Genomic DNA, 12,178 nt, shown 5'->3' with positions numbered 1-12,178 from the left:
CGCGCGGGACGCGGCGCGGGCGCACCCGGCCGGACCGACTAGTCCAGGTAGCCCCGGAGCTGGTCCGCGAAGGCGTGGTCCCGCAGTTTGTTGAGGGTCTTCGACTCGATCTGGCGGATGCGTTCGCGCGTCACGCCGAAGAGCCGGCCGATCTCCTCCAGGGTGCGGGGCCGGCCGTCGTCCAGGCCGTAGCGGAGCTGGACCACCTTGCGCTCGCGCTCGCCGAGGGTGGAGAGGACGGCCTCCAGGTGCTCGCGCAGCAGCAGGAACGCCGCCGATTCCACCGGGCTCGTGGCGTCGCCGTCCTCGATGAGGTCGCCGAGGGCGACATCGTCCTCCTCGCCGACGGGGGCGTGCAGGGAGACCGGTTCCTGGGCGAGGCGCAGGACTTCGCCGACCCGCTCGGGGGCCAGGTCGAGCTGGGCGGCGACCTCTTCCGGGGTGGGTTCGTAGCCGCGCTCCTGGAGCATGCGGCGCTGGACCCGGATCACGCGGTTGATCAGTTCGACGACATGGACGGGGACGCGGATGGTCCGGGCCTGGTCGGCGAGGGCCCGGGACATCGCCTGGCGGATCCACCAGGTCGCGTACGTCGAGAACTTGTAGCCCCGCGCGTAGTCGAACTTCTCCACGGCGCGGATCAGGCCGAGGTTCCCCTCCTGGACCAGGTCGAGCATGGTCAGCCCGCGTCCGACGTACCGCTTGGCGACCGAGACGACGAGCCGCAGATTGGCCTCTATGAGCCGGCGCTTGGCCATCCGGCCGAGGACGACCAGCCGGTCCAGGTCGAGCGCGAGCTGCGAGTCGAGATCGGGGGTGCCCGCCAGCTTCGCCTCGGCGAAGAGCCCGGCCTCGACACGGCGGGCGAGCTCGACCTCCTCGGCGGCGGTGAGCAGCGGGATGCGGCCTATCTCGCGCAGGTACTGGCGGAAGAGGTCGGAGGAGGGCCCGTTCCCGCCGAGGTCGACGCGGCGCGGTACCGGCTCCGGTTCGGGCGTGTCGTCCACGAACTCGGTGGGCTCGACGGGCTCGGGCGGATCGGCGGCCTCGGCCGGCTCCGCGGAGGCCGACGCCTCCGGGTGCTGGACGGCCGGGCGTTGCCCGGGAACGACTTCCGTCGGGGACAGGGTCTGGGTCTGCACGGGGGCGACCTCCAGGTGATCGCTGCCGGTGCTCCGGGGGCTCAGGCACCGCTCCCCAGTGTGGGGTACGACACATCACCGCCACGAGGGGCGTGCGGTGACTTTTTGAGTTCGCGAGGTGACCGAACGTCAGAGTGCGTCGGCGCCGTTGGTGCGCAGCGACTGGGCGTACTGCGTGAGGACCCACAACTCGTTCTGTACGGCGGCCAGTTGGGCGGGGTCGCCGTGGGCGCCGAGGCGGGCGAGGCTGCCCTGGATGTCGCGGATACGGCGGTCGACGGCCCGCAGGCGGACCGAGACGAGCTGGGCGCCCGCGTAGACCTCGTCGACGATCTTGGCGAAGATCGTCTCGACGGCGAGTTCGGTGACGAGGGCGCGGACCGTGTCGTCGGGGGCGGCCTCGCGGACGGCGGACAGATAGTCGGCGGGTGCGCCGGTGGCACCGCCCGCGTCCTGGACGCACTGGCGGACGGCCGCGTAGGGCGGGGCGGTGAACTCGTCGACGCCGTACGCGTCGAAGGCCGGCGAGACCAGCTCGGGGCGCTGGAGGGCCAGCTTGAGCAGTTCGCGCTCGGTGCGGTGCGCGGGGCTGCGGAGATTGAGCGCCGGTCCGCCGGTCGCGACGGGGGCCTGGGTCGTGTACGTACGCTGCGGGGCCGCCGGCGCCGGTGCGCCCCTGCCGCCCCGGTCGCGCTGCCAGCGGGCGATCTGGCCGACGCGCTTGACGACGAACTGGGTGTCGAGGATGCCGAGCATGCCCGCGAGCTGGACGGCGACCTCGTGCTGGGAGGCGATGTTCTTGATCCGGGCGACGATCGGCGCGGCCTCGTCGAGGGCGGCCGCCCGGCCCGCCGGGGTCTCCAGGTCGTACCGCTTCACGATCTGGCGCAGGGCGAACTCGAAGAGCGGGGTGCGCGGCTCCACCAGCTCGGCGACGGCCTGGTCGCCCTTGGCGAGCCGCAGCTCGCAGGGGTCCATGCCGTCGGGCGCGATCGCGATGTAGGTCTCGGCGGCGAACTTCTGGTCGTCCTCGAAGGCGCGCAGGGCTGCCTTCTGGCCGGCCGCGTCACCGTCGAAGGTGAAGATCACTCGGGCCGAGCCGTTGTCCATCAGGAGCCGGCGGAGGATCTTGATGTGGTCGCCGCCGAAGGCGGTGCCGCAGGTGGCGATGGCGGTGGTGACGCCGGCGAGGTGGCAGGCCATGACGTCGGTGTAGCCCTCGACGACGACGGCCCGGCTGACCTTGGCGATGTCCTTCTTCGCCAGGTCGATGCCGTAGAGCACCTGGGACTTCTTGTAGATCGGGGTCTCGGGCGTGTTGAGGTACTTGGGCCCGTTGTCGTCCTCGCGGAGCTTGCGCGCGCCGAAGCCGACGACGTCACCGCCGACGTCCCGGATCGGCCACATGAGCCGGCCGCGGAAGCGGTCGATGGGGCCGCGGCGGCCGTCCTGGGAGAGCCCGGAGAGGATGAGCTCCTTGTCGGAGAAGCCCTTGCCGCGCAGGAAGCGGGTGAGGTGGTCCCAGCCGGCGGGCGAGTACCCGACGCCGAAATGCGCGGCGGCGGCCTGGTCGAAGCCGCGCTCGGCGAGGAACTTCCGGCCGATCTCGGCCTCGGGCGAGTCGAGTTGGTCGATGTAGTACTGGGCGGCGGCCTTGTGCGCCTCGACCAGGCGGATGCGCTCGCCCCGCTGGTGACCGGGATTGTAGCCGCCTTCTTCGTACCGCAGGGTGATGCCCGCCTTGGCGGCGAGGCGCTCGACCGTCTCCGAGAAGGAGAGATGGTCGATCTTCATCACGAAGGCGATGGTGTCGCCGCCCTCCTGGCAGCCGAAGCAGTGGAACAGGCCCTTGCTCGGGCTGACCTGGAAGGAGGGCGACTTCTCGTCGTGGAAGGGGCAGAGGCCCTTGAGGTTGCCGCCGCCGGCGTTGCGGAGCTGGAGGTACTCGGACACGACGGCGTCGATCGGGACCGCGTCCCGTACCGCCTTCACGTCGTCATCGTTGATCCTGCCTGCCACGCATGAATTCTACGGGCGGGCAGGCGGGTCCTCCCCCAGGAGGACGCCGCCGGCTGCGCCGACGTCGTCAGATCAGGCTCTCCAGCGCGACGGAGGGATCACCGAGGGCGTCGGTGTCCACCGGGGACTGGGCGCGGATGAGCCGCTGGATCGGCTCTGTGACGTCCCACACATTCACGTTCATCCCGGCGAGCACCTTGCGGTCCTTGAGCCAGAACGCGATGAACTGCCGCTTGCCGACGTCGCCGCGCAGCACGACCTGGTCGTACGAGCCGGGCGGGGCCCAGCCCGAGTACTCCATGCCCAGGTCGTACTGGTCGGAGAAGAAGTACGGGACACGGTCGTAGGAGACCCGCTGCCCGAGCATGGCGCGGGCGGCGGCCGGGCCGCCGTTGAGGGCGTTGGCCCAGTGCTCGACACGGAGCCGGGTGTGCAGGAGCGGGTGAGCGGCGGCGGCGACGTCCCCGGCCGCGAAGATGTCGGGGTCGGAGGTGCGCAGCGACTCGTCGACGGCGACACCGCCGCCGTGGGCGCGGTCGACCAGGTTGAGCCCGGCGGCCTCGGCGAGGGCGGTGCGCGGGGCCGCGCCGATCGCGGCGAGGACGGCGTGGGCGGGGTGCTCCTCGCCGTCGTCGGTGCGGACGGCGAGGACCATGCCGTCCTGGCCGACGATCTCGGTGAGCCGGGCGCCGAAGACGAAGCGGACGCCGTGCTCGGTGTGGAGGTCGGCGAAGAGCTGGCCGAGCTCGGGGCCGAGGACCTGGTGGAGCGGGGTGGGCTCGGACTCGACGACGGTGACCTCGGCGCCGTAGCCGCGGGCCGCGGCGGCGACCTCCAGACCGATCCAGCCGCCGCCCGCGATCACCAGATGGCCGTTGTCCCGGCCCAGGGAGGCGAGGACGTGGCGCAGCCGGTCGGCGTGGGCGAGCCGGCGCAGATGGTGCACGCCGGCGAGTCCGGTGCCGGGGATGTCGAGGCGGCGCGGCTCGGATCCGGTGGCGAGCAGGAGCCGGTCGTAGCGGATGGTGGTGCCGTCGCCGAGGCGTACGGTGCGGGCCTCGCGGTCGACGACGGTGACGGGCTGCCCGAGGTGGAGCTCGACCTCGGCGCGGGCGTACCAGGCGGGCTCGTGGACGAAGACGGTCTCCCGCGCCTCCTTGCCGGTGAGATAGCCCTTGGAGAGGGGTGGGCGTTCGTAGGGGTGGTCGCGCTCGTCACCGATGAGGATCACGCGGCCGGTGAACCCTTCGGAGCGGAGCGTCTCCGCCGCCTTGGCCCCGGCCAGTCCCCCGCCGACGATGACGAAGGTCTGATCTGCGTCGACCACTTGATGCCTCCTCGTTGCGTCCGCTTCTACGCTACGCCTCCGGGCGTTCGGCGAGCCGTACCGCCTCGGGCGCTCCGCCGAGCGTCCCGCACGGAGCGTGATGACGAAAGAGGGCGGGCGCCTCAGGGGCGGTGGGGCCGGAGGCGGGCGTGGAGGGTGCGGGCGGAGGCGTCGGTGAGGGAGGCGATCTGGTCGACGATCACCCGCTTGCGTGACCGGTCGTCGTCCGCCGCGTCGAAGAAGGCCCGGAACTGCGGGTCGAGGCCTTCGGGGGCGCGGGCGGTGAGCGCCTCGGCCAGCTCGGCGAGGATGATGCGCTGGTCGGCGCGGAGAGCCTCCTGCTCGGCGCGCTGCATCACGTATCGGTCGGCCACTGCCTTGAGAACGGCGCATTCGTTACGGGTCTCGCGGGGGACGACGAGCTCCGCTCCGTAGCGGGTGAGGCGGCCGGAGCCGAAGGTCCGGCGCGTGGCGCCCTCGGCGGCGAGGCAGAAGCGGCCGATCAGCTGGCTGGTCGCGTCCTTGAGACGGGCCTGGGCGACGGCCGATCCGTCGTAGCCGTGCGGCCACCAGTCCTGGTCGACGAGCCGGTCGAGGGCCTCGGCGAGCTCCTGCGGGTCGGTGTCGCGCGGTACGTAACGGCCGATGGCGACGGACCAGATGTCGGCGCGCTCGGGCTCGGCGAAGAGCATGTTCGGGTCGATGTGGCCGGCGTGCAGGCCGTCCTCGAAGTCGTGGACCGAGTAGGCCACGTCGTCGGACCAGTCCATGACCTGCGCCTCGAAGCACTTGCGGTGCGCGGGGGCGCCCTCCCGGGCCCAGGCGAAGACGGGCACGTCGTCCTCGTACACGCCGAACTTCGGCGAGTCGGGGTCGTCGGGGTGTCCGCCGCGCGGCCAGGGGTACTTGGTGGCGGCGTCGAGCGCGGCGCGGGTGAGGTTGAGGCCGACGCTGACGGGCCGGCCGGTGGCGGAGTCGGCGATGAAACGCTTCGGCTCGATCCGGGTGAGCAGCCGAAGGGACTGGGCATTGCCCTCGAAACCGCCGCAGTCCTTGGCGAAGTCGTTGAGCGCGACCTCTCCGTTGTGCCCGAAGGGCGGGTGGCCCATGTCGTGGGCGAGGCAGGCGGCCTCGACGAGATCGGGGTCGCAGCCGAGCGCGGCGCCGAGCTCGCGCCCGACCTGGGCGCACTCCAGGGAGTGGGTGAGCCGGGTGCGGGGGCTGGCGTCCCAGGCGTGGCTGAGCGATCCGGGGGTGACGACCTGGGTCTTGCCGGCCAGCCTGCGCAGGGCGCTGGAGTGCAGGACCCGCGCCCGGTCCCGCTGGAAGGCGGTCCGCCCGGGCCGTTTGTCGGGCTCGGCGGCCCAGCGTTCGGTGGCGCTGTCGTCGTAGCCGGGGGTGTCCGTGATGCCAGGGGTGTCCGTGAAGCCTTCCATGCACCGAAGGTAACGGGCGGGACGGACAGTAGGGCGAGGACGTGCGGTCGAAACCGGCTCGTACGTCCATCGACGGCCGGTCCGCCGGGGGCGGGGCGGACGGGCGGGTCGGACGGGCGGGCCGGACGGGCGCGGCGGGATCCGCGTGGTTCCTTCAGGCGGAGGCGAGTTGTCGCCAGGAGGCCGCAGGAGTGGTGAGGGACTGGTCGTAGCGGTGGAGGATCAGGCGGGCGAGGGCGGGGTGGTCGCCGAGCGGGGGCGCGGCGATCCAGGGGGCGTGGGCGGCGGCGCGGCCGGCGAAGAGGCCGGGGGCGGTGAAGCAGGAGGCGACGGCGACCCGGTGGCGGCCCCGCGCGGCGAGGAGGCGCACGGCCTCGGGGACGGTGGGAGCGGCGGCGGAGGCGTACGCGGGAGCGACGGGCACACCACCGAGCCGCTCGGAGAGCGCGGCGGCGATCCGGCGCACGGCGGCGAGGGCCTCGGGGTCACGGGAGCCGGCCGCAGCGAGGACGACGCCGGTGGAGCGGGAGGCGCTGTCGGCGGAGGTCCAGCCCGCCTCGGCGAGCCGGTCGGCGAGGGCCTCGACGAGCAGCGGGTGGGCGCCGAGGGGCTCGGCGATCCGGACCTGACCGTCGGGCAGGGCGGCGGCCGCGCCGGGCAGGTCGTGCTTGACGTGATGGCCGGGTCCGAAGAGGAGGGGGACGAGAACGGCCCCCGGGGCCGGCGCCGCGATATCGGCGAGGACGTCCGGCAGAAGCGGGGGGTTCAGTTCGATGTGGGCCAGGCGGACGTCGAGGCCGGGGCGGAGTTCGCGGACGCGGTCGATCAGCTGGGTGAGGGTGGCGGCGGCGCGCGGGTCGCGGCTGCCGTGGCCCACGGCGACCAGGGTGGGGCGGCCGCGCCGGACGTCGTACGGGCGGACCTGGCTCAGGCGCTCCCCGAGCCGCGTCGTGATCGTGCCGAGCAGCTCGGCCGTGCTGTCGAACGTACTGTCCCGCTCCGTCATGCACCGATCCTGACGGCGTCGCGTTGCCTCCCCGTTGCGTGGGCGTCACGAGTGTTTTCCACCGGCTCACGGACGGCCCGCCGGAGGTGTCAGGCGTCGGTGGCCAGCCAGACCCGCAGGGGGCCGAGCTCCTCGAAGCCGGTGGCGAGCGCGGGCAGCAGGTCGTCGCCCGACTCGTAGCCGACGACGGCGCGCCCGTCCCGTACGAGACCGAGGCAGCCGGTCCAGGTCGCCGAGGGGTCCGCGTCGCCGGCCGTGAAGAGGTTGGAGACGCCGGTCACCCGGCCGCTCTCGCTGAGCACCGCTCCGCCGAGGATCCGGCCGTCCGCCCCGTACCCCGCGGCGAACGTCGTCCCGGGGTCGGCGAGCAGTTCGGCGCGGAAGAGCGCGGCCTCGTCGGCGTCGCCGCCGCTCCAGGCCGTCGCCCAGTCGGCGAGCTCTGCCGGGGTACGGACCGCACGCCAGCGTGTCCCGTCCGTCGCCGCCGCCACCGGGAGTCCGGCGGGCCGGTGGATCCAGCGCGCCTCGAAGAGCGGCCGGAAGCCCTCGGGGGTCAGGTCGAGTCGGGCGAAGGAGTCCTTGACCGAGGCGCCGGGGGCGCTGCGGTCGACGCCGTCGAGGACGTCCCGTACGGACGCGTCGGCGGTCAGCGTCACGGCGTCCGGGTAGTAGAGCGGCGTGCGGCGGCCGTTGGTCCAGGCGCGCGGTCCGAAGGTTCCGGGGCGGCCGTGCGCGCGGCACATCGCGTCGCACCACTCCGCGTTGTCGAGAGCCGCCTCGGTGATCATCTGCGGATCGTACGGCTTTCCCCCTTCCTCTCTCATTCTTTTATCTAGCGGAATATCTTTTCCACCATGCGAATGACTCCGACCGCCCCGCCCCCCGGGCTCTCCAGACGCGTCGCCGCCGAACTCGTGGGAACCGCCGCCCTCGTCACCGTCATCGTCGGCTCCGGTATCCGCGCCGAGACCCTCAGCCAGGACGTGGGGGTGAGCCTGCTGGCCAACTCCCTCGCCTCCGCGATCGGCCTCGGCATCCTGATCGCACTCCTCGGCCCCCTCTCCGGCGGTCACCTCAACCCCGCCGTCACCCTCTGCGAGTGGTGGGCCCGCCGGGGCGAGGAGCAGGCCCCGGGCGTACGCGAGGTCGCCGCCTACTGCGCCGCGCAGCTCGTCGGCGCGGTCACGGGCGCGCTCCTCGCCGAGACGATGTTCGGGCGGGCGCCCGGCACCTGGTCCACCCAGGTCCGCTCCGACCACCACCTCCTCCTCGGCGAGACCGTCGCCACCGCGGGGCTCGTCCTGCTCGTCCTCGGGCTGCGCCGCATCGGCCGTCTCGCGCTCGCACCGCTCGCCGTGGCCGCGTACATCGCGGCGGCGATCTGGTTCACCTCCTCCGGCTCCTTCGCCAACCCGGCGGCGACCGTCGGCCGCGCCCTCTCCGACTCCTTCACCGGGATAGCCCCGGGCTCGCTGCCCGGCTTCGTCGGGGCGCAGCTTCTCGGCACGCTGCTCGGCGTCGCCCTCGCCTCCCTTCTCTACGGCCGCGGCGAACCGAACAGCGCCGATCCGCGTCGAACAGGGTGACGGGGCAGGCAAGATCCACGGAGGTTCGTCCATGCGACGCGTACGCGTACCCGCCCGGCTGAAGCGGGTCTCGCTGCTGCCCCGCCAGGTCCTGCCGCTGCTCCGCCGGGTCACGCCGGTGCCCCGCACCCGGCGGGCCCGCCGCCGTACCGTCCAGGCCGTCATGCTGGGCACCGTCCTCGCCCTCGCGCCCGCCACCTGGATGCACGCCGTCGCCGACAGCCGGCTCCGTACCACCGCCGACGTCCCCGCGCAGGACGTCGCCGTCGTCTTCGGCGCCGGGCTCTGGAAGGGGCGGCCGACGCCGTACCTCGCGCACCGGCTCGACACGGCCGCCGAGCTCTACCGCGCGGGGAAGGTCAAGGTCGTCCTCGTCACCGGCGACAACAGCCGCGTCGAGTACGACGAGCCCGACGCGATGCGCGCGTACCTCACCGAGCGCGGGGTGCCCGACCGTCACATCGTCAGCGACTACGCGGGCTTCGACACCTGGGACTCCTGCGTCCGCGCCAAGAAGATCTTCGGGGTCGACCGGGCCGTCCTCGTCACCCAGGACTTCCACATCAAGCGGGCCGTCGCCCTCTGCGGAGCGGCCGGAATCGACGCGTACGGCGTCAAGGTCGTCGAACCGCACGACTCCGTCTTCTACTACGGCGGCGTCCGGGAACTCGTCGCCGCGGGCAAGGCGGCCGTGGACGCGACGCTCCGCCCGGACCCGCACTTCCTCGGGGAGCGCGAGGAGGGCGTCACGGAGGCGCTCGCCTCGGCGGGCTGACCCTCACCTCCGGCGCGGCCCACCGCGGAGCCCGACGTACCGGAGGCGTAATGCGGGCTGTCTCCTCCCGTAACACGGCTGACGCACGCTTTCCGCATGTCCGAGGCTGTCACCACCCCCACGCACTGCCCCTACTGCGCCCTCCAGTGCGGCATGAGGCTGCGCCCCGCGGACGGCTCCGTGGAGGTGGTCGACCGCCCCGACTTCCCCGTCAACCGGGGCGCGCTGTGCGGCAAGGGCCGTACCGCCCCGGCCGTACTCTCCTCCCGGGTCAGGCTGACCGGGCCCCTGGTCCGATGCCCTGACACGGGGACCCTGAAGTCGGCCACCTGGGAGGAGGCACTCTCCGCCGTCGCCGACGGACTGCGCCGGACCCGCGCCGACCACGGACCCGATGCCGTGGGGGTCTTCGGCGGCGGCGGCCTCACCAACGAGAAGGCGTACACGCTGGGCAAGTTCGCCCGGCTCGTGCTCGGCACCTCGCAGATCGACTACAACGGACGCTTCTGCATGTCGTCCGCGGCCGCCGCGCACCAGCGGGCGTTCGGGCTCGACCGGGGGCTGCCCTTCCCGCTGGAGGACGTCCCGCGCACCGGCTGTGTGATCCTCGTCGGCTCCAACCTGGCCGAGACCATGCCGCCGGCGCTGCGCTACCTCACCGAACTGAAGGCGAACGGCGGGAAGCTGATCGTCGTCGACCCGCGCCGCACCCGCACCGCCGAGCAGGCCGACCTCCATCTCGCGCCGCGCCCCGGCACCGACCTCGCGCTCGCCCTCGGCCTGCTTCATCTCGTGGTCGCGGAAGGGCGCGTGGACGAGGAGTTCGTCCGGGAGCGTACGGCGGGGTGGGAGGCGGCCCGCGCGGGCGCGATGGCGCACTGGCCGGAGCTGGTCGAGCGGATCACCGGGGTGCCGGTGCCGCTCCTGCGGGACGCGATGCGGATGTTCTGCGACGCGGAGAGCGGGATGGTGCTCACCGCGCGCGGCCCGGAGCAGCAGTCGAAGGGCACGGACACGGTCGGCGCGTGGATCAACCTCTGCCTCGCGACGGGGCGGGCCGGGCGGCCGCTGAGCGGGTACGGATGCCTCACCGGGCAGGGCAACGGCCAGGGCGGCCGTGAGCACGGCCAGAAGGCCGACCAGCTGCCCGGCTACCGGAAGCTGGACGACCCGGCGGCGCGGGCGCACGTGGCGGGGGTCTGGGGGGTGGACCCCGCGTCGCTTCCGGGGCCCGGACGCAGCGCCTACGAACTCCTGGACGCGCTGGGCGGCGACGTGAAGTCGCTGCTCCTGATGGGCTCCAACCCCGTGGTCTCGGCGCCGCGCGCCGCGCACATCGAGGGGCGGCTGCGCTCGCTCGACTTCCTGGCCGTCGCGGACGTGGTCCTGTCGGAGACGGCGGAGCTGGCGGACGTGGTGCTGCCGGTCACCCAGTGGGCGGAGGAGACGGGGACCACGACCAATCTGGAGGGCCGGGTGCTGCTGCGGCAGCGGGCGATCACCCCGCCGGACGGGGTCCGCACGGATCTGGAGGTCATGCACGGCCTGGCCGCGCTCCTCGGCTGGGAGAAGGGCTTCCCGACAGACCCGGAGGAGGTCTTCGACGAGCTCCGCCGCGCGTCGGCGGGCGGCCCGGCGGACTACTCCGGCATCAGCTACCGCCGCATCCGGGAGGAGGACGGCGTCTTCTGGCCCTGCCCGGAGCCCGCCGAGGGGGCGGCGGCCCACCCAGGGAGCCCGCGGCTCTTCCTCGACCGGTTCGCCACGCCCGACGGGCGGGCGCGGTTCGTGCCGGTGGTGCACCGGGGGCCCGCCGAGGAGACCGATGCCGCGTACCCTGTGGTGCTGACCACCGGGCGGGTCGTCGCCCAGTACCAGTCAGGGGCGCAGACGCGGCGCGTCGACGAGCTGAACGCCGCCGCGCCCGGGGCGTTCGTGGAGCTGCATCCGCGGCTCGCCGAGCGGATCGGCGTGGTCGAGGGCGAGCGGGTCGCCGTCGTGTCGCGGCGCGGGCGGGCCGTCGCGCCCGCGCGGATCACCACGACCATCCGGCCGGACACGGTCTTCATGCCGTTCCACTGGCCCGGCGAGGGCCGAGCCAACACCCTGACCAATCCCGCGCTCGACCCCGTCTCCCGGATGCCCGAGTTCAAGACGTGCGCGGTCCGGGTCGAGCCCGCCAGTCCCCGCCCCTGATGAGCGGTCCGTACGGGGTGCCCGGGGCCGCGAAGTAGACCCAGGCCCGGACGGCGGCCCCGTCCCGGACCCGTACCACCTCGCGCTCCGCCCGCTCGTACCCGGCGGGGAGCTCCACCCGGTCCAGTACGGCGAGGAGTTCGCCGTACTCCCCCGGCGCCGCCGTCACCAGGTCGCCCGCGACCAGGCCCTCGCCCGGCACCACGTAGGGGTAGCCGGGCCCGTCGTGCAGGAGCGCTCCCGGCAGCCGGGCCGGCTCCTCCCGGGCCGTGCGGCCCAGGAGGAAGCGGTCGTGGTTGTACTCGCCCGGCCGCAGCGTGCCGTAGACGAAGAAGGGCAGCCCGGTCATTCGGCGACGGGCCGGCTCGTCTCGGCCTCCAGCCACGCCAGGTAGGCCGCCGAGGCCCTGACCACCGCCGTGGCGAGGATCTCCGGGGTGTCGTAGTCGTGGGCGGCGAGGAGGTGGGCCTCCAGCTCGTCGTAGCGCGCCGCCGTCGTCTTGAAGAGCACCTGCCACTCCTCCTCGGTCTCGATCGCCTTCCGCCAGTGGTAGACGGAGGTGACCGGCCCGGAGATCTGCGCGCAGGCGGCGAGGCGGGCCTCCACGGCCCCGCGCGCGAGCTCCTGTGCCTTGGCGGCGCTGTCGGTGGTGGTGAGGACGGTCCATGCGAGAGTCACCCCCTCACCGTAC

11 protein-coding genes are annotated in these 12,178 nt (G+C 73.5%); 3 read left to right on the top strand and 8 right to left on the bottom strand.

All coding sequences use genetic code 11. The features are described 5' to 3' along the window. Positions 1-38: 38 nt before the first annotated feature. From ACFY8U_RS20160 to ACFY8U_RS20135, 6 genes are all read right to left on the bottom strand, one after another. Positions 39-1,187 carry an RNA polymerase sigma factor gene (locus ACFY8U_RS20160; protein WP_389572107.1) on the bottom strand — a complete coding sequence of 383 codons (1,149 nt, stop codon included), beginning with the start codon at positions 1,185-1,187 and terminating at the stop codon, positions 39-41. Between the two features lie 84 nt (positions 1,188-1,271). Further along, positions 1,272-3,161, bottom strand: coding sequence for a DNA primase (dnaG, locus tag ACFY8U_RS20155; RefSeq protein ID WP_389571897.1), 1,890 nt, complete (start codon positions 3,159-3,161; stop codon positions 1,272-1,274). A gap of 67 nt (positions 3,162-3,228) precedes the next feature. Continuing rightward, positions 3,229-4,488, bottom strand: a complete 1,260-nt coding sequence (locus ACFY8U_RS20150) for an NAD(P)/FAD-dependent oxidoreductase (RefSeq protein ID WP_389571895.1) — start codon at positions 4,486-4,488, stop codon at positions 3,229-3,231. 122 nt (positions 4,489-4,610) lie between these two features. Beyond that, positions 4,611-5,924: a deoxyguanosinetriphosphate triphosphohydrolase gene (locus ACFY8U_RS20145; protein ID WP_389571893.1), complete on the bottom strand. Its 1,314-nt coding sequence runs from the start codon at positions 5,922-5,924 to the stop codon at positions 4,611-4,613. Between the two features lie 154 nt (positions 5,925-6,078). Beyond that, the gene (locus tag ACFY8U_RS20140) at positions 6,079-6,930 is read right to left on the bottom strand and encodes a sirohydrochlorin chelatase (protein ID WP_389571890.1); all 852 of its coding nucleotides are present in this window, start codon (positions 6,928-6,930) and stop codon (positions 6,079-6,081) included. An 89-nt stretch (positions 6,931-7,019) separates the two neighbouring features. Beyond that, entirely contained in the window at positions 7,020-7,718 is a 699-nt protein-coding gene (locus tag ACFY8U_RS20135) for a hypothetical protein (protein WP_389571887.1), read from the bottom strand. A 66-nt stretch (positions 7,719-7,784) separates the two neighbouring features. Here ACFY8U_RS20135 and ACFY8U_RS20130 point away from each other — a divergent pair, with 66 nt between their 5' ends. The 3 genes from ACFY8U_RS20130 to ACFY8U_RS20120 all read left to right on the top strand — a co-directional run bounded on the left by ACFY8U_RS20130 (position 7,785) and on the right by ACFY8U_RS20120 (position 11,487). Continuing rightward, positions 7,785-8,516, top strand: a complete 732-nt coding sequence (locus ACFY8U_RS20130) for an aquaporin (protein WP_389571884.1) — start codon at positions 7,785-7,787, stop codon at positions 8,514-8,516. Positions 8,517-8,547: 31 nt separating this feature from the next. Beyond that, positions 8,548-9,291 (top strand): vancomycin high temperature exclusion protein, encoded by a 744-nt coding sequence (locus tag ACFY8U_RS20125; RefSeq protein WP_389571881.1) that lies wholly within the window; start codon positions 8,548-8,550, stop codon positions 9,289-9,291. 96 nt (positions 9,292-9,387) lie between these two features. Next, positions 9,388-11,487: a molybdopterin oxidoreductase family protein gene (locus ACFY8U_RS20120; protein ID WP_389571879.1), complete on the top strand. Its 2,100-nt coding sequence runs from the start codon at positions 9,388-9,390 to the stop codon at positions 11,485-11,487. On the opposite strand, the gene ACFY8U_RS20115 is transcribed toward ACFY8U_RS20120, so the two are convergent. Continuing rightward, on the bottom strand, positions 11,441-11,836 hold the full coding sequence (locus tag ACFY8U_RS20115; RefSeq protein WP_389571876.1) for a gamma-glutamylcyclotransferase family protein: 396 nt from the start codon (positions 11,834-11,836) through the stop codon (positions 11,441-11,443). The two genes, ACFY8U_RS20120 and ACFY8U_RS20115, sit on opposite strands and share 47 nt — an antisense overlap. Beyond that, complete coding sequence (cutA, locus tag ACFY8U_RS20110) at positions 11,833-12,165, bottom strand: divalent-cation tolerance protein CutA (protein ID WP_389571873.1); 333 nt, start codon at positions 12,163-12,165, stop codon at positions 11,833-11,835. Before cutA ends, ACFY8U_RS20115 begins: the two co-directional genes overlap by 4 nt. Positions 12,166-12,178 lie beyond the last annotated feature (13 nt).

Origin of the sequence: Streptomyces sp. NPDC012508, from assembly GCF_042902595.1 — a bacterium.
Classification (GTDB): Bacteria; Actinomycetota; Actinomycetes; order Streptomycetales; family Streptomycetaceae; genus Streptomyces.
Note: the sequence above shows the minus strand (reverse complement) of the source record. Positions and strands in the feature narration are given on the sequence as shown.

What these genes read in the sequence shown, in the direction of transcription:
- ACFY8U_RS20145 (WP_389571893.1), bottom strand. Translation starts at nt 5,924, where the DNA reads ATGGAAGGCTTCACGGACACCCCTGGCATCACGGACACCCCCGGCTAC.
- ACFY8U_RS20140 (WP_389571890.1), bottom strand. Translation starts at nt 6,930, where the DNA reads ATGACGGAGCGGGACAGTACGTTCGACAGCACGGCCGAGCTGCTCGGC.
- ACFY8U_RS20135 (WP_389571887.1), bottom strand. Translation starts at nt 7,718, where the DNA reads ATGATCACCGAGGCGGCTCTCGACAACGCGGAGTGGTGCGACGCGATG.
- ACFY8U_RS20130 (WP_389571884.1), top strand. Translation starts at nt 7,785, where the DNA reads ATGCGAATGACTCCGACCGCCCCGCCCCCCGGGCTCTCCAGACGCGTC.
- ACFY8U_RS20125 (WP_389571881.1), top strand. Translation starts at nt 8,548, where the DNA reads ATGCGACGCGTACGCGTACCCGCCCGGCTGAAGCGGGTCTCGCTGCTG.
- ACFY8U_RS20120 (WP_389571879.1), top strand. Translation starts at nt 9,388, where the DNA reads ATGTCCGAGGCTGTCACCACCCCCACGCACTGCCCCTACTGCGCCCTC.
- ACFY8U_RS20115 (WP_389571876.1), bottom strand. Translation starts at nt 11,836, where the DNA reads ATGACCGGGCTGCCCTTCTTCGTCTACGGCACGCTGCGGCCGGGCGAG.